At 61.3% G+C, this 21,023-nt stretch carries 18 protein-coding genes and 2 tRNA genes; 11 read left to right on the top strand and 9 right to left on the bottom strand.

Features of this window, described 5'->3' with window-relative positions; all coding sequences use genetic code 11:
* Positions 1 to 704: 704 nt before the first annotated feature.
* Entirely contained in the window at positions 705 to 1,055 is a 351-nt protein-coding gene (locus GRI38_RS13760) for a PilZ domain-containing protein (RefSeq protein WP_160685399.1), read from the top strand.
* Between the two features lie 862 nt (positions 1,056 to 1,917).
* Here the strand turns inward: GRI38_RS13760 and GRI38_RS13755 are convergent.
* The 3 genes from GRI38_RS13755 to GRI38_RS13745 form a co-directional block, all read right to left on the bottom strand.
* Positions 1,918 to 2,439: a protein-L-isoaspartate O-methyltransferase family protein gene (locus GRI38_RS13755; RefSeq protein ID WP_160685396.1), complete on the bottom strand. Its 522-nt coding sequence runs from the start codon at positions 2,437 to 2,439 to the stop codon at positions 1,918 to 1,920.
* Positions 2,440 to 2,668: 229 nt separating this feature from the next.
* Positions 2,669 to 5,011, bottom strand: coding sequence for an EAL domain-containing protein (locus tag GRI38_RS13750; RefSeq protein WP_160685392.1), 2,343 nt, complete (start codon positions 5,009 to 5,011; stop codon positions 2,669 to 2,671).
* 130 nt (positions 5,012 to 5,141) lie between these two features.
* Positions 5,142 to 7,481, bottom strand: coding sequence for a TonB-dependent receptor (locus GRI38_RS13745; RefSeq protein ID WP_237487565.1), 2,340 nt, complete (start codon positions 7,479 to 7,481; stop codon positions 5,142 to 5,144).
* Between the two features lie 131 nt (positions 7,482 to 7,612).
* Between GRI38_RS13745 and GRI38_RS13740 the strand changes: the two genes are divergently transcribed.
* From GRI38_RS13740 to asd, 4 genes are all read left to right on the top strand, one after another.
* The gene (locus GRI38_RS13740) at positions 7,613 to 8,251 is read left to right on the top strand and encodes a TetR/AcrR family transcriptional regulator (RefSeq protein ID WP_160685388.1); all 639 of its coding nucleotides are present in this window, start codon (positions 7,613 to 7,615) and stop codon (positions 8,249 to 8,251) included.
* Positions 8,252 to 8,258: 7 nt separating this feature from the next.
* Positions 8,259 to 8,708: a YeeE/YedE thiosulfate transporter family protein gene (locus GRI38_RS13735; protein ID WP_160685384.1), complete on the top strand. Its 450-nt coding sequence runs from the start codon at positions 8,259 to 8,261 to the stop codon at positions 8,706 to 8,708.
* Complete coding sequence (locus tag GRI38_RS13730) at positions 8,705 to 9,124, top strand: DUF6691 family protein (protein ID WP_160685381.1); 420 nt, start codon at positions 8,705 to 8,707, stop codon at positions 9,122 to 9,124. Before GRI38_RS13735 ends, GRI38_RS13730 begins: the two co-directional genes overlap by 4 nt.
* Positions 9,125 to 9,195: 71 nt before the next feature.
* On the top strand, positions 9,196 to 10,050 hold the full coding sequence (gene asd, locus GRI38_RS13725) for an archaetidylserine decarboxylase (protein ID WP_160685377.1): 855 nt from the start codon (positions 9,196 to 9,198) through the stop codon (positions 10,048 to 10,050).
* A gap of 48 nt (positions 10,051 to 10,098) precedes the next feature.
* Here the strand turns inward: asd and GRI38_RS13720 are convergent, their stop codons facing one another.
* The 3 genes from GRI38_RS13720 to GRI38_RS13710 form a co-directional block, all read right to left on the bottom strand.
* Complete coding sequence (locus tag GRI38_RS13720) at positions 10,099 to 10,833, bottom strand: EcsC family protein (protein ID WP_160685374.1); 735 nt, start codon at positions 10,831 to 10,833, stop codon at positions 10,099 to 10,101.
* 124 nt (positions 10,834 to 10,957) lie between these two features.
* A tRNA-Thr gene (locus GRI38_RS13715) sits at positions 10,958 to 11,033 on the bottom strand.
* A 68-nt stretch (positions 11,034 to 11,101) separates the two neighbouring features.
* Positions 11,102 to 11,175: transfer RNA gene (locus tag GRI38_RS13710), tRNA-Cys, on the bottom strand.
* Between the two features lie 128 nt (positions 11,176 to 11,303).
* Here GRI38_RS13710 and GRI38_RS13705 point away from each other — a divergent pair.
* Positions 11,304 to 12,083, top strand: coding sequence for a thioesterase family protein (locus GRI38_RS13705; RefSeq protein WP_160685371.1), 780 nt, complete (start codon positions 11,304 to 11,306; stop codon positions 12,081 to 12,083).
* 84 nt (positions 12,084 to 12,167) lie between these two features.
* On the opposite strand, the gene GRI38_RS14180 is transcribed toward GRI38_RS13705, so the two are convergent.
* The 3 genes from GRI38_RS14180 to GRI38_RS13690 all read right to left on the bottom strand — a co-directional run bounded on the left by GRI38_RS14180 (position 12,168) and on the right by GRI38_RS13690 (position 15,347).
* On the bottom strand, positions 12,168 to 13,172 hold the full coding sequence (locus GRI38_RS14180; protein WP_160685452.1) for an SGNH/GDSL hydrolase family protein: 1,005 nt from the start codon (positions 13,170 to 13,172) through the stop codon (positions 12,168 to 12,170).
* Between the two features lie 157 nt (positions 13,173 to 13,329).
* Positions 13,330 to 14,139 (bottom strand): crotonase/enoyl-CoA hydratase family protein, encoded by an 810-nt coding sequence (locus tag GRI38_RS13695; RefSeq protein ID WP_160685367.1) that lies wholly within the window; start codon positions 14,137 to 14,139, stop codon positions 13,330 to 13,332.
* A gap of 17 nt (positions 14,140 to 14,156) precedes the next feature.
* Entirely contained in the window at positions 14,157 to 15,347 is a 1,191-nt protein-coding gene (locus GRI38_RS13690; RefSeq protein ID WP_160685364.1) for an LL-diaminopimelate aminotransferase, read from the bottom strand.
* A 183-nt stretch (positions 15,348 to 15,530) separates the two neighbouring features.
* Between GRI38_RS13690 and phaC the strand changes: the two genes are divergently transcribed.
* From phaC to GRI38_RS13665, 5 genes are all read left to right on the top strand, one after another.
* Entirely contained in the window at positions 15,531 to 17,459 is a 1,929-nt protein-coding gene (gene phaC / locus GRI38_RS13685) for a class I poly(R)-hydroxyalkanoic acid synthase (protein WP_237487564.1), read from the top strand.
* 91 nt (positions 17,460 to 17,550) lie between these two features.
* Entirely contained in the window at positions 17,551 to 18,420 is an 870-nt protein-coding gene (locus GRI38_RS13680; RefSeq protein WP_237487563.1) for a phasin family protein, read from the top strand.
* Between the two features lie 292 nt (positions 18,421 to 18,712).
* Positions 18,713 to 19,057 carry an ATP-dependent Clp protease adapter ClpS gene (gene clpS, locus GRI38_RS13675; protein WP_160685444.1) on the top strand — a complete coding sequence of 115 codons (345 nt, stop codon included), beginning with the start codon at positions 18,713 to 18,715 and terminating at the stop codon, positions 19,055 to 19,057.
* 19 nt (positions 19,058 to 19,076) lie between these two features.
* Positions 19,077 to 19,577: a DUF427 domain-containing protein gene (locus GRI38_RS13670; protein WP_160685358.1), complete on the top strand. Its 501-nt coding sequence runs from the start codon at positions 19,077 to 19,079 to the stop codon at positions 19,575 to 19,577.
* Between the two features lie 139 nt (positions 19,578 to 19,716).
* The gene (locus GRI38_RS13665) at positions 19,717 to 21,021 is read left to right on the top strand and encodes an LptF/LptG family permease (protein WP_160685355.1); all 1,305 of its coding nucleotides are present in this window, start codon (positions 19,717 to 19,719) and stop codon (positions 21,019 to 21,021) included.
* Positions 21,022 to 21,023: the final 2 nt, after the last annotated feature.

Below are 21,023 nucleotides of genomic sequence, written 5' to 3'. Positions count from 1 at the left end.
CTTCTCGGCTTTTTCGGGATCGGCGGAATGATGCGGCGAAGTGCTGCCGTTCGGTCGACGCGGGTGACTTTCGCTTAGACTTCCTTCGGAAGCGATGCTTGCTACACTGTTGTAACGTTAAGTCGTTCGCGCGGACGCCCGCTGGAAGGATCGCGAACGATTTTGACCGTAGTCGTCGCCGTGCATGCGGGCGTTTGAGTTGACCGTCTTATTTCGGCTATCAAGCGCCGCCGCTTGCGTATAAAGAGGAACCAGCCGGGGGAGCTTGAAGTCGTAGAGCGACCCCTCTCCTTCGCTCATTTCCGGTCGGGCCGTTGCTCATCTCGCTGGGCAACGGCCCGTTTTGCCTCAGCCGCACCGAGGTGACGGCCCTAGCGTCTCAGTTCGTAAAGCTCGCCACTGCTGATAGGCATAAGGCGCCAAAAGTGTCGTTCAACACGATATTCTTAGAAACGCACGGCAAGTTTTGCGATCAGGCCGCGAGCAGGCAAAGCGTGGGCCGGCGGGGTGCGCATCGCCGGCCCACGAAGCCATTTAACGGGGGGTAGTTGGCTCGCTGCCAGTCTTACGAGAAACGGTGTAACCTTTCAGTTAACAAGCGTGCAGTATCCTTTTTAACGTAGTATAAGTATACAATTTTACTGGGGAAAAGCAGTTTTAGCAGCTTAACCGCTTGGTAATGGGCGAGGTCCTAGCTCAGACCTATGGTTCCGATTTTTGGCAAAACCTTCAGCGCGTTGTTTCACGACCGCGGACGCTCCCAAATCCTTCTGACGGGGTTGCTCAAGCTGGACGATGAGTGGCGTTCGTTCCGGATCAAGGACATCTCTGCGACCGGGCTGAAGGGAAAGGGCATTCTCGACCTCCCGCCTGACATGGTGGTCGAGGTCCGCATTCGGGAGAGCGAACCGATCGCTGCGGAGATCGTTTGGTCCGATGGTCGCCTGTTCGGTCTGCGCTTCACCTATCCCATTAATCCCGAAGAGTTTCGCACGCGGATCACAGGGAGTTATGCGCTACCCGGACGCCCGGTTACGAAGCGTCGTATAGTTTGATCTTTTGCAAACTAGCACCACAATAACCACTTCAATTTCACGCGATCCGCAGCGACAGCATTTCGCTTTTCGCGCCAGCTCATTGTGTTGATTTGAGACTGGACAAACTTACGACTGCCTAGCACGGCGATTTGACACTATAATGCTGACGCCCTTGGGCCGTAATTCATTGCGGGTCGGTTACAAGGGCTTTGGCTATGAGCGGCCGTTGTCCATCAAACATGGCGGCGGCCCCTTTTTCCGAGCCTTCGCGAACATCGTTTCGATGCAGAATCCAACGCCCTACAGTCAGTAGTCGTTCAATATCAAGGTGGCAGCCCCTTCCTTGCTCAATGACAAGCCGTCGTCCCCCACCGGTTGCGGCGGCTTTTCTTTTTTGGGAGGGTGTGGGCCAGCAGAACAGGAGAATAGAGACGCCGGCCCACGATGTTGCGATGAACCGTCGCAACGCACCTCCTGTAATCAGCGTTTTGCCAAAGATCGGTTAACGCTCTAAAATAACCACTTCGACCTGCTACGATCCGCACCGATAGCACTTCGGTTTGCTCGCCAGTGTTGCGAAGGTCTCTTCCCCACAAGCTTGCCGGCAGACCTGTCTCGACCGTCGAAGGTCCGGCTTTGCTTCTTGGCCACATTCACACCGTAGCGTGAGCGATAGTTCATCACGCAGGGAATGGGAAATGCCAGAGGGCGCTTTTCACGACATGCGCCCCGATGGACGGATGCCAGCCGTGTAGGAAAGCGCGGAGCGCAACTAGGAATTGGAAGAAAAGGGGGCGCGGTGGGCCGCGCCCCCTCAGGAGGATTAGGACGACATAAGACGCCCGTCGCTGCAAGAATCGCGAATGCAGCATCGTCAAAATTAGCGCCCCTCTACTATTTGTAAATCCGCAACATCCTTCTGACGCTCGGGCACCTCAGCGTCGCGTGCTGCAACGAGGATCGCGTCGAACGGCGCTGCGGCGAGCCGGCCTGCCATGCCGTCGCCCGCCAGCATAGTGCAGTTTCGCAGCCCGAGAGCATCGATGCGCCGCTTTGCTTCCGTCGCCAGCGCCTCATGCCGTTCGATTGCGATGACGGATGCTGCGAGACGCGCGAGGATCGCGGCGGCGTAACCTGAGCCGGCACCAATTTCGAGAACGTGAGAACCTGGCCCGATACGGGCTGCAGCGATCATTTGTGCGACGATGAAGGGCTGGGAAATCGTCTGGCCTTCTCCGATCGGCAATGGACCGTCGTCATAGGCATCTTCGCGAAGATCCTCGGAAACGAATCGGTGGCGCGGGACGTTGCGAAATGCTGCGAGAATGGCCGGGTCGTCGATACCGCGGTCAGCGAGCTGGCAGCGGACCATCATTTCACGTCGGCGCTGCATCTCGTCCATCGATGCTTCCTATAAATGAGGAAACTCGCTGAAAATCGCGCGACCCCGAAATCTCGAAGCCGTCCGCCGCGCCTCGTCGGCCATAAAAAAAGGCCCCTCACGGGGCCTTTTCAATCCAAATTCGGCTTCGGATCAACCGAAGAACCAATCATAAATCGACCATGCCATAGCGAGTCTCCCTGTTAAACTCAGGGTTACCAATGCGTTAATTGTCATGGTTTGTAAAGGGTTAACCGTAGAACCTATCCACGTCTGCGCTAGAGCGCTGCTTTCGCACGAGTTCGAGAAATGCGCGGACCGGCATAGGCTTTGCCATCAGATATCCCTGCGCTCGGTCGCAGCCGATTTCCTTCAGGCTAGCATAGGTCGCCTTGTCCTCGACCCCTTCGGCCACGCAGATAAGTGACATGTCCTTCGCGAGATGAACCATGCTGACGATGATCGCGCGCGCTTTCGGGCAGGATGCCATCTTCTGCACGAAGATGCGATCGAGCTTCAATTCGCTGAATGGCAGTTCCGACAACACTTCCAGATTGGCGCTGCCGACGCCGAAATCGTCGATCGAGACCGCCATGCCCAGCGCGCGGATTTCCTCGCAGACACGGCGAGCCATGGCGAGGTCGTCGATACGCGCTGTTTCGGTAATCTCTATCGTGATCTTGGCCGGGTCGACACTGGACCGCTCGAGCTCGCGGTGAATCATGGCAACGATGCGGCGATCGACCAGCTGGATCGAGGAGACGTTGATCGAGATCGACGGAGAAAAGCCATTCCGCTCGCACAGGATAGCCGCTTCGAAGCTCTTAGCCATCACTCGCTGCGTCAAATCGTCGAGCCGGCCCACGCTCTCGCATTGTGCGATGAACTGTGCTGCGGGAATTTCGCCGCGCGAACTGTCGGTCCAACGCACGAGCGCCTCGGCACCGACGATCTGACCGGATGCGAGATCGATCTGCGGTTGCAGCTTGATCGAGATGTCGTCATTGGTCAGGGCCTCTTCGAGCCGCGCCTGCAGGGAGTAATCCCACTGGCTGGACCGTTCCGGTTCGTGGCCCGAAATATGCACGGGATCGTAAGCTTCACGCGCGCGCTCTGCGGCAGCAATGGCCTGGCTCAGTTTCTTCGCGATGGACAGACCGGGACTGTCGTCGGCGCCAAGCGTCAGCGAAACGTCGTACGGTTGGCCAGACACCGTGACGGACTGACTGCTCACCGCCCTCAGACCTTCGAGATGGGACTGGAGATGAGGGTAGTTGTCTGTCTTGACGCAAAAGGCGAGGTGCTTTGCGCCGTCGAAATAAACCCGCATTTCCCGCGCACCGAGCGTCAAGCGCGCGGCGATCAGCCTCAAATATTCCCCCTGGTCCCGAGCAGAGAGCAACGCCGATACGGCCTCGAGCCGGGCGATTTTCGCGACCACTACGGTCCGCTCGTCCAGATCGTCCGCATCGCGCAGATCCCGTTGCAACGCGACGAAGTTCGGCAGGCCACTGCGCGGCTCAATGAGAAGATGGCGTTTTTTATAATGGATGGTTCCGCGAAGAACGGCGTAAAAAACACCTGCACTGATAGGGATGGTCAAAAGAGAGCGCGTTCCGGTGGCCGCTAAAACGACAAGAACAACCAGAATGGCTGTGACCCACGACGCATAGCCAATGCGCCGTAGCCGCGCCGTTTTCGGAACCACTACAATTATCAGGAGCGCTATGGCGAAGGGCAAAAGCAGGCTGTACCAAAATAAAGGCCTCCCTCCCCCATACAATGCCGTCTCCGCTGCAAGGATGTGAATCACCGACGGAGATACGTAGCCCCCGCTTCCGTCGGCCAGTTTGACCTGTGCGACATCGGAAGCGGCCAGCCCGACGACAACCTTGGCAGGTGCTGCAGTCGTGAAGTCGTTCGCCTGTCCGGAAAGATATGTCTGCAGGCGCGCGGCCGGGATGGTTTCGATTGACGTGCCGTAATCGATATAGATGATCTGCGAGGATCCGACATTTTCCGCGAGACTGTGCGCCAAGGAGGTGTAGGCCTCGTCCTGCCGTTTTTGGAACGGTCCTGCTTCCCATGAGAAGCCCAGAAAATCGATGAAGATGTCGTTGCTGACGACCTTCATGCCTTCGCTGAAGAAGGCATCGCTCGTGATATTGAGCGATTGCGACTTGGTCTGCGGCACGATCGTCTGGCTAAGTGTGACACGCTCGCCAAGCGCACGCAATTCTTTGCGAAGGCTTTGGTCGATCTCAGGAGAGGAACTTCGATAGAGAGGAACGTCGAGATAGATTTCGCTCACGTCGCTTTCGCGCAACCTTGCCAGCGCATCGGCCAGTTCGCTGTTATCGATGACCGCCTTCCCGTCGATCAGCTTGTAATCGATATTGAGCAGCCCGATCTCGCCGCTCGCCGGCTTGTCGAACAAACGGGCTTGAAATGACCATATTCCCATGTCGAGGGGCCGCAGGATCGTCGAGGCAGCGATGATGGCGGCCAGCACGAGCGCGACGCAGGCATGGGCGACCCGCTCCGTGGTCACCCATTTGCGCCAAGCCGCAATTCTGGTCGCTGTCGCAGGCATCTCGAAGGATGCCATATGCCGATATAGTTAACGCATACTTACGTTTGCCGTGAAAACGGCACGAATCTGCCGCTTGCACATGTTGATAACGGGCGGGCGCGCCCGCCCCCGCCCGCCTTGTTTCCAGACTTCAGAAATTCACTTCGGCGGTCACGAAAATGCGCCGTGGATCGCCATAGAAGCCGGTAAGATTTCCTTCGAGCCCCAGCACCGTTCCAGTGACGAAGTCATAGCCCGATACGATGTAGCGCTTGTCGAACAGGTTCTTGCCGTGCAGTCCGATGGAGAAGCGCTCGCTATCGGCGGTGTAGACGATGCTCGCATCCACCAGCACATAGCCGTCCTGATCGAGCGGTCCGGGGATCTCGAACTGGCTCGCGTCGGAGCGCAGGCTTGCCGAACCGAGGAAATCGACGATCCCGCCCGCCATCGCGATGCCGAGATCGAAGCCCATATGCGCGGTGACGTCGGGCGTGTTCTGGAACACGCGCTGATCCGCTACTTCCTCGCCGAACACGTCGATGAAGCTGTTGAACTGCGCATCGAGAACGCCGAGCGACCAGTTGACGTTGAAGCGGCTGCCAGCTCCGGCAAAGTCGCGGCCAACCAGCGCGTTGCCCTCGAATTCGATCCCGTTCACATCGGCATCGGCAGCGTTGGTGGTCACGCCGATGAAGCTGTCATTCACCCCGTCATTATCGGAATCGAAGCCGATCGAACCGGGGATCTGCACGTCGTCATATTTGCCGAGGAACCCGGCAAGCGCGAGGGTGAGCCGGTTGTCAAGCAGCGACGCCTTGTAGCCGAGTTCGAAACTGTCGACCGTTTCCGGGGCAAACCGCAGGAATTCGAAGCGGTCGGCATCGTCGATGTCGCCGTCGCCGTCGAGATCGGGAGCGGCGGTCGTCTGACCGCGCGGGTCGAAACCGCCGCCCTTGAACCCCTTGGAATAGGTGAAATAGAGGTTGTGATCAGGCGTCGGCTGGAAGCTGATCGAGGCTCGCGGAGTGAACTCCTTGAAGGTCTCGCTGCCGTCGAAATCGGAGGTGACGGCAATCGGCACGCCTTCGCCGTCGAAAATGTCCGAGAATCCGCCGACGAACGTTGTCCGCAGCACGCGGCTCGAACGTTTGTCGTTGGTATATCGTCCGCCGACCGAAATGCTCAGCTGATCCGTCAGATCGTAGGTGAAGTCGCCGAAGACGGACCAAGTTTCGGTGTTTACGTCGCCGAAGGTCTGGGCGTTGAGGCCCGGCAGGCCGAGCAACGCGCCGGTCGTGAAGAGTGCGACGTCGAAGGCGGTAAAGGCATTCGCGTCGAGGTAATAGGCGCCCAGCACGCCCGACAGGCGATCGCCTTCGTATAGGAGCTGGAATTCCTGGCTCAACTGGTCATTCTCGTAGATCGCGGGAACGTCGAGGTCGGCGGCAGGCAGGCTGTCGAAATCGATCGGCGTGGTCGAGCGGTCCTCGCGATAGCCGGTGATCGACTTGAGCGTCAGCGTGTCGCTGACTTCGTAGGACAGGTTGAACGCCCCGCCATAGGCTTCGACTTCCTGCTCGATCACGTTGAGCCCGGCACGCGTGTCGTAGGGATCGTCGAGCAGAGGGGCTCCGCTGAACTGGCCGACCAGCAGGCGTGAACCCTGCCGAGGATCGGAGTTATCCTTGACGTAATCGCCCGACAGTCGCGCGAAGAAGGGACCGCTTTCGAATTCAAGCGTTCCGCGCGCCGCCCAGACATCCTTGTTGTAGTTCTCTACGCCTTCCTGAACGAGATTGTCGCCGAAGCCGCCGCGCGACAGCCGCGCACCGCTGGCGCCGATGCGCAGATTGTCGGAGATCGGCGTGGACGCGCTGACGATGAGGTCGGCTTGGTCGTAGGAGCCGTAGGTTCCGCGAACCTTCACTTCGGTTTCGTAAGGCAGGCGCGCCGTCACGTATTTGATCGCGCCGCCGATCGTATTCCGACCGTAAAGCGTCCCCTGCGGCCCGCGCAGCACTTCGATCCGCTCCACATCATAGACGTCGAGGACGGCGGCCTGAGGGCGATTGAGATAGACATCGTCCACATACAGACCGACGCCCGCCTCGAAGCCGGCGACCGGATCCTGCTGCCCCACGCCCCGAATGAAGGCGGTCAGCGTCGTATTGGTGCCGCGGCTGACTTCCAGCGTCAGGTTCGGCACGACCTCGGCAATTTCGGTCAGTTCCAGGGTGCCGCTGCGTTCCAAGGCCTCGCCGCTGATGGCCGTGACTGCGATGGGAACATCGACCAGTCGCTCTTCCCGGCGCCGCGCAGTTACGACGATGACGCTGTCTTCTGCCGCCGTATCTTCTGCTGCCTCCCCGGCATCGTCGATCGGCTCGTTGGCGACGATCTGTGCCGAAGCAGGGGCCGCCAACCAGGCGAAGCTTGCTGCACCAGCCAAAAGCGCGCCGACAGCGCGGTTCGATATTCTACCCATCATGTCTCTCCCAAACCAATAGAGCCACCATTATTGAAAGTTGAACCGACTTTCAAGTTAAAGCTTGCATTGGGGTGTTGCGGCTTTATCACAGGGCCGCAATCGGGTTGGCGATATGCCGAAGGGATGGGCGGATGGACGAGACGCAAACTGCCGAGGCGAACGTGCCGCGCACCGAACGCGGTCGCAAGACGCTGCGCAAACTGCTGGATGCTGCACGCGAGGAATTCGGAGAGAACGGCTTTCACGATGCCTCGATCAGCGCAATCACGCGGCGCGCAAAGGTAGCGCTCGGCACGTTCTACACCTATTATCCGAGCAAGGATGCGATCTTCCGTGCTCTCGTCTCCGACATGAGCGAAGCCGTCAAACAGGCCGCGCGCCATTCGATCACCAACGACATGGATGCCTGGTCGACCGAACGGGCGGCCTTGCAGGCGTTCCTCGAATTTGCAGGCAAGCACAAGGAAGTCTATCGCATCATCGACGAGGCGGAATTCGTCGCCCCGGACAGCTATCGCGGTCATTACGAATCGATCGCGGACCGGATTGCCGGCCGACTGGGGAAAGCTGCCGAGGCTGGCGAGATGCGAGACGATATCGGCGAGACGGAGGCTTGGGCAGTCATGGGCATGAACGTGTTTCTCGGCCTGCGTTACGCGATCTGGGCGACGGAGAACGATCCGGACGCCGGAGTTCTTGCAGCGCGTGCCAACCGGCTCCTCGAACGAGGGCTGAGACCTGTCTCCAGCGGCGACGGCGGCGCGGTTTGACCGCCTCGTGACCTTGCCCGGATTTCCTGAAGCGGCGCCCCTCGCGGGTCTCGTCGGCGGCGTCCTGATCGGTCTGGCCGCCGCCGTGATGCTGCTCGCACTGGGGCGCATTGCGGGTGTGTCGGGTCTTGCCGCGAAAGCGGTCGGTCTCGGTGGCAGCGGCATCACGCGCAGTGGCGCGTGGATGTTCGTTCTCGGCCTGCCGCTAGGCGCACTCATCGTCGCACTGCTGTCCGGCGGGATCGAGGCGAGCTTCGCCGATCCGCTCGTCCTCGCGATAGCCGGACTGCTGGTGGGCATCGGCACGCGCCTTGGCAGCGGCTGCACCAGCGGGCACGGCGTTTGCGGCGTCAGTCGCCTGTCGGCGCGCTCGCTCGTCGCGACGGCGACCTTCATGGTGGCGGGCATCGCGACCGTCGCCGTCATGAACGCGCTGGGACTGGAAGTCCTGCGATGAGGACCGCTCTTGTCTCGCTCCTTTCCGGAACGCTGTTCGGAGCGGGTCTGGCCCTTGGCGGAATGACGAACCCCCTCCGCGTGAGGGGCTTCCTCGACATCTTCGGCGACTGGGACCCGACGCTCGCCTTCGTGATGGGCGGGGCCGTCATCGTCATGGCAATCGCATGGCGGATCGCGGGGCGCATCGCTCGACCGCTCGTGGAAAGCGAGTTTCACCTGCCATCGAAAGCGGACCTGACCCCGCGCCTCATCGGCGGAGCCGCCCTGTTCGGCATCGGGTGGGGTGTCGCGGGCCTGTGTCCCGGACCGGGCATCGCGGCGCTCGTCATCGAGCCCGCCTCCGCCGCGATCTTCGTCTTGGCAATGCTGGCCGGGATGGCCGTCATTCGCCTGTTCGAGCGGCGCCCTTCGTAAAGCGAGCCTCGAGTCCTGGTCGCCTCCCCCTTTTCCGGCACGATTGCACCGCTGCGACGTTGATTGCGAGAATGATGGACCGCCTTTTCGTATTGCTGCAATATCTGCTGCCCAAGCGGCATCTGACCGGCCTTGCCGGGCACGTTGCCCGCAAGCGGGCCGGTAATTCGACGACCCGCCTCATCCGGTGGTTCGTCAAGCGATATGGCGTCGACATGAGCGAGGCTCAAAACCCGGACATCGCCAGCTACTCCTCGTTCAACGATTTCTTCGGTCGACCGCTGAAAGAGGGCGCGCGCCCTCTCGCCGATGCGGATTTCATCTCCCCGGTCGACGGATCGATCAGCCGCTTCGGTTCGATCGATGACGGACAGATCCTACAGGCGAAGGGGCACCTGTTCACCACGAGCCAGCTCGTCGGCGGAGACGATACGCTGGCCGATACGTTCCGGCACGGCAGTTTCGCGAACCTCTATCTCTCGCCCAAGGACTATCACCGGCTGCACATGCCGTGCGACGGCAAGCTGCTGCGAATGATTTACGTTCCGGGCGCCCTGTTCTCGGTCAATCCGGTTACGGCGCGCGGTGTGCCCGGCCTATTCGCCCGAAACGAGCGCGTCGTCTGCGTCTTCCGATCCGAAACGCATGGTTTGTTCGTCATGGTGCTCGTGGGAGCGACCATCGTCGGCAGCATGGAGACAGTCTGGCACGGCGTGGTCAATCCGAAGCGGACCGGTCAGATCGCGGAATGGGATTACACGGACCGCGACATTTCTCTCGAAAAGGGTGAGGAAATGGGCCGCTTCCTGCTCGGTTCGACGGTCATCATGCTGTTCGAAGAGGACACCATCACCTTCAACGACTCATGGAAGCCGGAAGGGTCGATTCGCCTCGGCGAAGAAATGGGACGACGCCCCGAGGCCTGAGGATCGATCGACAGATTTGGCGACGTCGAACCGTCGTTCCCATCGTCTTCAGACCACCTCGGCCTCGTCGCCACCGAGGCGGCGCGCCTGGAAAGCGAACCGGGCTGCTTTGCCGACATCGTCCTGAAACGACGAGTTCACGATGCCGCCGACCACCGAACCCACGACGGGAACGATCATGCCGGCCCGGCTGCGGAACGAGTTGAAGGCGATCGCGCGGGATATGCGCTCGACCGCCTGATCGACGACCGGCGTTATGTGTTCGTGATCGGCATTAATCAGCTCTCCGTCCGGACCGATGCCTGCTTCGAGTTCCGCGATCCGCCGCTCGCGCAGTTCGGGGTCGTTCAACGCCGCGAGTTCCAATATCTGCAAGCGGAACAGCTTTTCGGCAGGTCCCTCGCCTTCGAACCCATAGGCGCGGCCCGTATCCCTGATCGAGCGCAGAGCGATGGCGATCGTGGCGGGGATGTCGGCGCTCATGGAGATCGCGCCGCCCAGCCCGGCCGCCGCGCCGGTCGTCGCACTGACGCTGCGCGCCGTTCGCGCTACCGCTTTGGCCGCATGATACGCAGCGTCGAGATCGGCAGGGTCGTGATCGAACCTAACCAGTTGCGGAGCGCCGACGGCCTGGTCCAGCCCTTTCAGGACCGTTTCGACGAGACGCTTCGGAACGACGCTGGCGATTGCCGCGCCGAACGGATGGGTCAATCTCTCGATGCCGCGCCCCAGCCGCGAAGGCTTGGAGTTGCGGAACTTTCGCTGCTCTGCATGAATATCCATTCCAACCGAATGGCTGCGCCTCGCACTCGTTCCTGCGCGAGAGAGTTTCGCGCCATCTGGATACGCGCATCGAGGCCCGCCGACCATAACAGGGACGATGACATCGACGCAGGAAGGAAGGAAATGGTGCCGCTTAGGTGATTCGAACACCTGACCCCATCATTACGAATGATGTGCTCTACCGACTGAGCTAAAGCGGCGCACCGTGCCGGACCGACCCGAACCGAGGCTGTCTGTGCCATCGGAAACGACGCCTGCCGGCAAGATCTGGAGGCCCGAGCCGGAATCGAACCGGCGTGCAAGGATTTGCAGTCCTCTGCGTAACCACTCCGCCATCGGGCCAATTTTCCCTGCCGGACGGCGAAAGCCCGACGAGGAAGTGCGCCCGATAGCGCGCACGGGCCGCGAAGGCAATCCGCTTGTTTTGGCGATTGTGCATTTCGCCCGCGCCGTTATGGACCCGAGACATCATGACGATTGCCAAGATGCTGGAAGCCGTTCAGCCGGACGGAAACGAAGTCACCCTCGCCGATGCCGATAGCTGGATGCAGGGCCGCACCATGTATGGCGGGATGTCGGCGCTCATCGCCTACACCGCCGCATTGCGCGCCTTTCCCGACCTGCCGCCCCTGCGGGCAGCGCAGATCGCCTTCGTCGCGCCGGTCAGCGACCGCTTTTCCGCCCGCGCCGAAACGGTCCGCCGGGGTCGCAATGTCGCGCAGATCCGCAGCGAATTGCTGGTGGACGGCAAGGTCGCGCTTACCGCCTACTGGCTGTTCGGAGAGACGCGTGAACCCAATGCGGTCCATCCCGCGGCCAGGCCGGAGAACTGGCCCGGCTCTCCGGACGAGAACGAGATGGTCGCGGTGGATGCGGCGCCGAGCTTCCTCAAAGGCAATTACGAAGTTCGCCGCGCGCAGGAGTTTTCCGGGCCGGGCGAACCGGTCGTGCGGCGCTGGATCAGGCTGAAGCATGGTGAAGAGCTCGATCCCCTCTCGCGGCTCGTCCTGATCGGCGATACCCTGCCCCCCGGCGCGATGCGGGCGATGCAGCGGCAGGGCCCGCTCAGCTCGATCAACTGGTCGTTCAACGTGCTCGATACCGAGCCGCAGACGACCGATGGCTGGTGGCTTACCGAGAATGCGAGCGACCACGCCGATAACGGCTATTCAAGCGAGCGGCTGCGGCTGTGGAATGCGGACGGCAAGCAGATGCTGGCCGGGATGCAATCGGTCGCGATCTTCGGCTGAGAACCGGGAACTACGAACAGGCACGGCCCTCACGAAAAAGGGCGACCCGCAAAGGGCCGCCCCCGTTTCTCTCCAGCGCGTCGCTCAGGAAAAAGCGTAAGTGACCTGAGCCGGCTTGCGGCGACGCATCCCCGCGCCGACCATGCCGAAACCGATCAGCATCATCAGCCATGTCGCAGGCTCAGGCACTGCTGCCGAGAAGCCGAATTGCGACTGGATGTCGGAATACAGCGCCTGATGGACCTGCGCCGTGGGATGGACGCCATCGAAGGAGAAGTAACCCGTGCAATCGGGCGATTGGCCGGCCTGCAGGCAAGGGGTGTTGAAGTTCAGGTCAGCCGGCAGGCCGAACTGCGTCGGATCGGCCGACAGTCGCCCGAAGAAATCGAGGTAGCTGAAGAAATTGATATTCGTGCTGGAAGCGAGGTTCAGATTGGAAATCTCGCTCAACAGATAGACCTCCGCTTCCAGCGAAAATTCGATCTGGCCGGGCGCGGCGTTCGGAAAGCCGGTGATGAGGAAATTAGTCGCGCCGAGATCCGACAATGTCTGGATCGCACCGGCATAGTTGGATGCTGCCTGTAGCAGGAATTCGGTATCGCTTCCGAAACCAGTCGGTGCGCCCGAACCTGCTGCCGCGAAAATATCGTTGCCGCCGAAGTTGAGGACGTAGAGACCGGTCGGATCGACCGTGCCGCCTCCTGCGAGGTAGGCCCCATAAGCGCCGAGCTGTTCGGTCAGATCGGGCACGGGGGACGTCGTCGTCGCGCGCGCCCCGCCCCATGCGAAATTCGTCCCGCCTTCGAGCGAAGCGGTGGTCGGCGTGCCGAATAGCTGGATGCTCAGGAGGTCGGTGTAATCGTAGCCGTTGGTGAAGCGGCCATCGAAATATCCGAGCGAAGCGGGCGCACGGCTCGGATCGACGAAGTTGAGATTGCCCGCATCCACGAGGCTGTCACCGAACACGGTTATCGAGGACACCTGGTTGTTGTTTTCGGGGTTGGTTCCGAGATTGTCGTCCTGCGCATGCAGCGGCATGGCCGTCGCGGCAAGAGCCAGCGAAACCGACAGAGCGAGGGGCTTGAGCATGATCCTCTTCCTTTATTTTTATGGTTAAGAGGTTCTGGCTATTCGCCTTTTGCCCCTCCGGCAACTTTGAATCCGGATTCCCAGCGCGCGCCGACAAATCTGTCCCGCAATGGGGCGAACTTGTTCGTTTTGGCGAAGATTTGCGACCAGACGGCCTTCAGTCACTGAAGACGGGGGCGCGCTTCTGCATCCCGGCCATGACCGCCTCTACCTGATTCGGCTGGCGAATGATGGCGCTCTGCTCCTCGCTTTCCGCCAGTAGCAAGGCATCCGTGTCATCGTCCTGCATCGCATTGGCGAGCCGTTTGGCCCCGCGGATCGCCTGCGGGTTGCGACTGGCGATTTCGGCGGCAAGCGCATTCGCCTCGGCCAGCGGATCGTCGGCGCAGCGGGTCGCAAGGCCCAGCCCGACCGCTTCCTCGCCGGAAAACTCGCGATTGGTATAGACGAGTTCGCGCAAGACGTCGTCGCGCACGAGGCCGCGCCACAGTGCATAGCCGCCCATGTCCGGGACGAGGCCCCACTTCATTTCCATGATGGCCATGCGCGACTGGGGGTGAGCGATACGAATGTCGGCCCCGCTGGCGATCTGCATCCCGCCGCCGAAGCACACCCCGTGGATCGCCGCGATGACGGGGGCGGGCACGCGCCGCCAGACCATCGCCACTTCCTGGAACTTGTTGGCGTTGCGATGGGTGCGCGCGATGATCGGCTGGCCCTCGTTCTTGCCGGCATCGCCGAAGGTGGTGATGTCGATGCCTGCGCAAAAGGATCGGCCCTCGCCCGACAGCACGACGGCGCGCACGCCCTTCGCTTCGCACAGATGCTCGCCCGCCGCGATGATGCCGTCGAACATCGCCGGATCGAGCGCGTTCATCTTGTCGGGACGCATGAGGCGCACCTGCGCCACGCCATCGTCCTGCCGTTCGACCGAAACCCGGTCGTGGAACGTCTGCTTCTCGCTCATGACGTCGCCCTCTCCTTTCAACTGTTGACGCCGCGTTCCTTGAAGAAACGCTTGATGTTGCGGGCCGCCTGACGCAGCCGCTGCTCGTTCTCGACCATCGCGATGCGGACATGGCCCTCGCCTTCCTCGCCATAGCCGACCCCGGCCGCGACCGCGACCTCGGCATGCATGAGCAATTGCTTCGAAAATTCGAGGCTGCCCATGTCGCGAAAGGCAGGGGGCAGCGGGGCCCAGGCGAACATCGAGGCGGCGGGCGGCGGAATTTCCCACCCGGCACGGCCGAACGACTCGACCATCACGTCGCGCCGCTTGTGATAAAGCTTGCGGTTCTGTTCCACGATGTCCTGCGGGCCATTCAGCGCGGCCACGGCGGCGGCCTGGATCGGAGTGAAGGCGCCGTAATCGAGATAGCTCTTCACCCGCGTCATCGCGGCGATCATCTGCTTGTTGCCGACCGCGAAGCCCATCCGCCAGCCGGCCATCGAATAGGTCTTGGACATCGAGGTGAACTCGACCGCGACGTCCTTCGCCCCCTTTGCCTGCATGATCGAAGGAGTGGGCTTGCCGTCGAAATAGAGCTCGGAATAGGCGAGGTCGGACAGGACCCAGACCTCGTTCTCCTTCGCCCATGCGACGAGCCGCTCGTAAAAGGCGAGATCGACCACTTCGGCGGTGGGGTTGGAGGGATAGTTGACGACCAGCACGCTGGGACGCGGGACGGTATAGGCCATCGCGGCGTCCAGCGCCTTCCAGTAATGCTCGTCGGGCGTCACCGGAACGGAGCGGATCGTGGCGCCCGCGATGATGAAGCCGAAGGTGTGGATTGGGTAGGACGGATTGGGCGCGAGAATGACGTCGCCCGGCGCGGTGATCGCATTGGCGAGGCTCGCCAGCCCCTCCTTCGAACCCATCGTGACGACCACTTCGCTTTCCGGGTCGAGCTCCACCCCGAACCGGTTGGCGTAGTAATTCGCCTGCGCGCGCCGCAATCCCGGTATACCCTTCGACTGCGAATAGCCGTGTGCGTCGGGCTTGGCGGCGACTTCGCACAGCTTGTCGATCACGTGCTTGGGCGGCGGTTGGTCGGGATTGCCCATGCCGAGATCGATGATGTCCTTGCCTGCCTGCCTCGCGGCATGGCGCATCTGGTTCACCTCCGCGATCACGTAGGGCGGAAGGCGCTTCATCCGGTAAAATTCGCTGTTCATCGGGACTCGTCGTGAAAATCTGTAAAGATACGGGCAACTTTATTGCGCTATCGGCGCGGCATAGTGAAGCATACTTGTTCGCGGTGCAATGTCTCCCGTTGATGCGTTATGGTTGCTATAACAGGAACGATCCCGTCCACCTCCGAAAGTCGGACAGGCGGCGGCGCAGGAAATGGCAGAGCGATGACCGAGAAGACCGAAACCCCCGATCCCTTCACGAACATGTACGAGGCCCCCGCCAAAGCCTTTCAGCAAATGCAGCGGATGTGGGCACCGTTCCTGCCCGCCAATCCGCTGATGCAGATGCCGCCCGCGACCCTGCCCGACATGAGCCAGTGGCAGGAGATCGCCGAACGATTGCAGGAGCAGTGGAAGGCGATGGGCCTCGCTCTTCCACAACCCGGAGACGGTGCGACGCAGATGGCGACGATGGCCGACCCTGCGCAATATATGGCGATGATGCAGGAGTGGTTCGCCCGCTCGCCCTTCGCCAGCCCGGATCGCCAGAAGGCGATGTGGGAAGAGAGCATGGATATGTGGCAGCGGGTGATGAACCTCTACGGGTTCGCCCCCGGCATGGCGCTCGGTGCGACGACGGGCAAAGCTGACGGCGTCGCCGTGCCGGACAAGGACGCGATGCCGCTCAAGGACAAGCGGTTCGCGGACGATCGCTGGCGCGCGCATCCCGCTTTCGCCCTCATCCACCAGACCTATCTGATGATGGCGCAGCGGATGAGCGAGATGGTCGACGAACTCGACGATCTGCCCGAGGAGAAGCGCGAACAGATGCGCTTCTTCACCAAGGCGATGACGGATGCGATGTCGCCCGCGAACTTTCCGATGACGAACCCGGTCGTCCTCGAAAGGACGCTGGAAACGGGCGGTCAGAACCTCGTCAAGGGCATGGAACATCTGATGGCGGACCTTGCGCGGGGACAGTTGTCGCACACCGATGCGAAGGCGTTCGAACTGGGCAAAAACATCGCCGTCACGCCGGGCAAGGTCGTGCACGAAACGCGGATGTATCAGCTCATCCAGTACACGCCGACGACCGACAAGGTGCTGGAGACGCCGCTGGTCATCTTCCCGCCCTGGATCAACCGCTTCTACATCCTCGATCTGAACGAGAAAAAGAGCTTCGTGCGCTGGGCGGTGGAACAGGGCGTCACCGTGTTCATGGTAAGCTGGAAGTCCGCCGATGCGAGCCTCGCCGATGTCGAGTGGAGCGATTACATCGACGCGCAGATAGAGGCGATCGACGTCGTTCGCGAACGCCTCGACGTGCCTGCCGTCCATACGATCGGCTATTGCGTCGCCGGCACGACGCTCGCTGCGACCCTCTCGCTGCTCGAACAGCGCGGCGATGCCGACAAGGTGAAGAGCGCAACCTTCTTCACCGCGCAGGTCGATTTCGAGGATGCGGGCGACCTCCTGCATTTCGTGGACGATCACCAGATCGCGGCGCTGCAGGCGGCTTCGACCGACGGCTATACCGACGGGCGATTGCTCGCCGCAACCTTCAACATGCTGCGCGGCACCGACCTCATCTGGAACTACGTCGTCAATAATTACCTGCTGGGAGAGGATTACCCGGCTTTCGACCTGCTGCACTGGAACGGCGACGTCACCAACCTGCCTAGCAAGTGGCACAGGAGCTATCTCGAAGATCTCTATCGCGACAACAAGCTGGCAAAGCCCGGCGAACTTAGCATTGACGGAACGCCGATCGACCTGACGCTGGTCAAGACGCCCACCTATATCCAGGCCGGGCGGGAGGATCATATCGCCCCTGCGGCAAGCGTCTGGAAGATGACCGATCATTTCAGCGGGCCGGTGCGCTTCGTCCTCGCTGGATCGGGCCATATCGCCGGTGTGGTGAACCCGCCCGACGCGAACAAGTACCAGTACTGGACCAACGAGGACGCGGTGGATACGCTCGACGAATTCGTCGAAGGGGCGACCGAACATCCCGGAAGCTGGTGGCCGAACTGGCTGCAATGGCTCAAAAGCCATGACGGCACCACTGTCTCTGCCAAGGGCAAGCGCAAGCCGGGCGGAAAGAACGACAATGTAATCGAAGACGCGCCCGGACGTTACGTCATGGCACGCTGAAAGCCGCCGTATTCTGCCAATTACGCGCTTATGTTGCGCTGCACAATAATCCTTGACATTTGCGCTGCATTTGCTATTTGTGCAGTGCAACATGACCGAGGAACTTATGGCCGATACGAAGAATGATGCGCCCGGCGACGCCGCCGCAGAGCGCGCTTATGCCGACGCCGCGTCCGGCTCGGTGAACATCAAGAAGATTGCCGAAGCTGTCGATGCCGACGCACCTGCAAGCGACGCAGCCGCAGAGAAGACCGCGGAAAGCACCGCTCTTGAAGTGAAGGCGGACAAGGCAGAGCCTGCGAAGGCCAAGCCGAAGAAAGCCGCCGCGAAGAAAGTAGCGGCGACGAAGTCACCATCTGCCAAGGCAGTGAAGAAGGCGAAGCCCGTCGCGAAGAAGCCAGCCGAAAAGAAGCCGGCTCCGAAACCTGCGGCGCCCGTGAAAACCGCCGCACCGAAAAAGCCGGCGGCGAAGCCCTCGATCAAACCAGTTGAAATCAAGAAGACCAAGGAAGTGAAAATGACCGATACCGTAAGCATTCCCAACTATACCGCTTCGTTCACCGAAGCCGCCGCCGACATGCAGAGCCGCCTGCAGGCAGCGTTCGACAAGTCGACCGGCATGGCTGGCGAAATGAGCGAACTTGCCAAGGGCAACGTCGAAGCAGCCGTCGAATCCGGCAAAGTCTGGAGCGAAGGTCTCCAGGACATGAGCCGCACGGCCGTCGAAGATGCCAAGTCGGCATACGAAACGATGACTGCCGACGTGAAGCAGATGGCTGCCGTCAAGAACCCGAGCGAACTGATGCAGCTTCAGGGCGAGATGGTCCGTCGCAACTTCGACGCGATGATCACGCAGACTTCGAAGAACACCGAAGCCATGATGAAGCTGATGAACGACGCCTTCGCCCCGATCTCCAACCGGGTGAGCGTTGCCGTCGAAAAGGTTTCGAAGGCAGCCTGAACGGGCCCTGCGCCGGTTCCACGCCAGCGCAGCTAAAGACAATGAAGGGGGCCGGGCAGCAGATGTCCGGCCCCTTTTCTGTTGCCCGGCGCCTCTTCGTCTCGGGCGCGAACCCGGAACCCGCGGCTCGGCGGAACGAGCCATCTTTGCGGGTGACCATCTTGCGTTTTCGGCTGGCGATACGATATTGTTCCGCGAAATGACGCAGCCTCCATATCCGCTCTTCCCCGCCGATCCCTCTCAGCACCTCGCGCCTGACGCACCGGTAACAGGCAGCCTTGCGCGTTTCCGGATGGCGGGCGAAGGAGAGGATGACGGCAAGCCCGGCGACGGCCAGGGTGATGGTCAGGTCGGCCTAGCGACGAAGACCAAGACGCGGCCGAAGAAGCCCAGCCAGTACAAGGTGCTGCTTCTCAATGACGACTACACCCCGATGGAATTCGTCGTCATGGTACTGAAGCGGTTCTTCAAGATGGATCTGGAAGAAGCGACGCGTGTCATGCTTCACGTCCATCAGAAGGGTGTCGGCGTCTGCGGCGTCTTTCCCTACGAGGTGGCCGAGACCAAGGTCCATCAAGTGATGGATTTCGCGCAGCAGAACGAGCATCCGCTGCAGTGCACGCTCGAAAAGGCCTGAGGTCCGTCGGGCGCGCCTGATGCTGCCGCGCCCCAAACCCGATCCCGTTGGGGAAGGTCAGGAAAGCGTCTGGGACTATCCGCGCCCCGCGATCTGCGAACCGACCGACCGCCATATCGAGATAATCCATCGCGGTGTGACCCTCGCGGATACACGCAATGCGTGGCGGACGCTCGAAACCAGCCACCCGCCGACCTACTACATCCCGCCCGCCGACATCGCGATGGACCATGTGACGCCCAACAAGCGGCGCTCGCTATGCGAATGGAAGGGGCAGGCGCGCTATCACGACGTCACGATTGCAGGCGAGCGCCTCGAAGGGGTCGCGTGGAGCTATCCCGAGCCGACCGCTCCTTTCGCTCCCATTCGCGATCATCTCGCCTTCTACCCCGAGCCCTTCGATGCCTGCCGCGTCGATGGCGAACAGATCACGCCGCAGCCGGGCGGCTTTTATGGCGGTTGGATTTCGCGTTACGAAGCGGGTCCGTTCAAGGGCATTCCCGGCAGCCGGTTCTGGTGAGGCTTGCGCGGGCGTCCCCGCGCCTTGCCCTGTCCTCGGCATCATTGAACCCCTTTTAGGCATCAATGAAGCGCGCACCCGAAAGGTAAGCGAAAAAGGGCGGATTTACCCATGACCGCGGCGCTTTTTCGCGCTATCGATGGTCGCCCCCGCCAGCCAGAACCGTGATAGTCCCGCCCCCTTGTTCAACTTCATTCCCTCGGTCGACCGCTATATTTTCCGGCTCGTGATCGTGCCGATGCTGGGCGTGTTCGCGCTGGCGGCGTCGCTTCTCCTGCTCGACAAGATGTTGAGTTTGTTCGAGTTTGTCTCGACCGAAGGCGGTCCGGTGGGCGTCGTGTTCAAGATGCTGGCGAGCCTTCTTCCCGAATATGCGAGCCTCGCGATCCCGTTGGGATTGCTGCTCGGCATCCTGCTCGCCTTCCGCAAGCTCGCGACCTCGAGCGAGCTCGACGTGATGCGCGCGGTCGGGCTGAGTTACGGGCGGCTGCTGCGCGTTCCCTACATCATTACCGCCCTGCTGGTGGCGGTGAACGTCGCGCTGGTTTTCTACGTTCAGCCCCTAAGCCGCTATTATTACGAGACTTTGGAGTATGAACTTCGCTCGGGCGCGCTCGGTGCATCGATCAAGGTGGGCGAATTCACCTCCCTCGCCGACCGGATGGCCTTGCGCATCGAAGAGAGCGAGGATGAGGGCACGCGCCTCAACGGTATCTTCGCCCGCGTCGCCAATAGCCGCGGAGAAGTCCTGTCCATTTCGGCGGAAGAAGGCTCGTTTCTCGCCACCAGCGACAGCCCCGACACGATCATCCTGCGGCTGACGAATGGCACAATCGTACAGGACATGGGCAGCATGGAGGAGGATGCAGAAGCGCCCCGCGTGCTCAGTTTCTCCCGCCACGACCTGCCCATCGACCTGCCACGGATCGAGGAATTCCGCGGGCGCGGCGATGCAGAGCGGGAGTATATCCTGCCCGAATTGCTGCGCGTCGGGTGGAGTCCCGACCAGCCCGAAGCGAAGCGCGATGCGAGCCAGGCGAGCTTCAATTTTCGCCTCGTCGAGGTGGTGATGATGCTGCTCATGCCGCTGCTTGCGGTGGCGCTCGGCATTCCGCCCAAACGATCGACGAGCGCGCTGGGCGTCTTCGTCTCGATCGTGATGGTGGTCGCCTACCACAAGGTCAATCAGTACGGCGAAGACATTGCCTCGCTGGGGCGGGTCGACCCGGTCGTGGCGCTGTGGCTGCCGTTCTTCATCTTCGCCGCTCTCATCGTCTGGATGTATTACCGCGTCGCCTACGTTCCGGGCGGTCAGGCGATCGGTGCGCTCGAGACATTCGCTGCGAAGATCGGCAAGGCTTTCGGCAGGTTCTTCAAACGTCGGCGACGGCGGCAGGGCATCCGAACGGCGGACGATGTCGGCGAATTGTCGGCAGCGGAATAGGA

It is taken from the genome of Parapontixanthobacter aurantiacus, assembly GCF_009827635.1.
Taxonomy (GTDB): Bacteria; Pseudomonadota; Alphaproteobacteria; order Sphingomonadales; family Sphingomonadaceae; genus Parapontixanthobacter; species Parapontixanthobacter aurantiacus.
The sequence above is the reverse complement of the archived record's forward strand: the minus strand, read 5'-3'. Positions and strand labels throughout refer to the sequence as shown.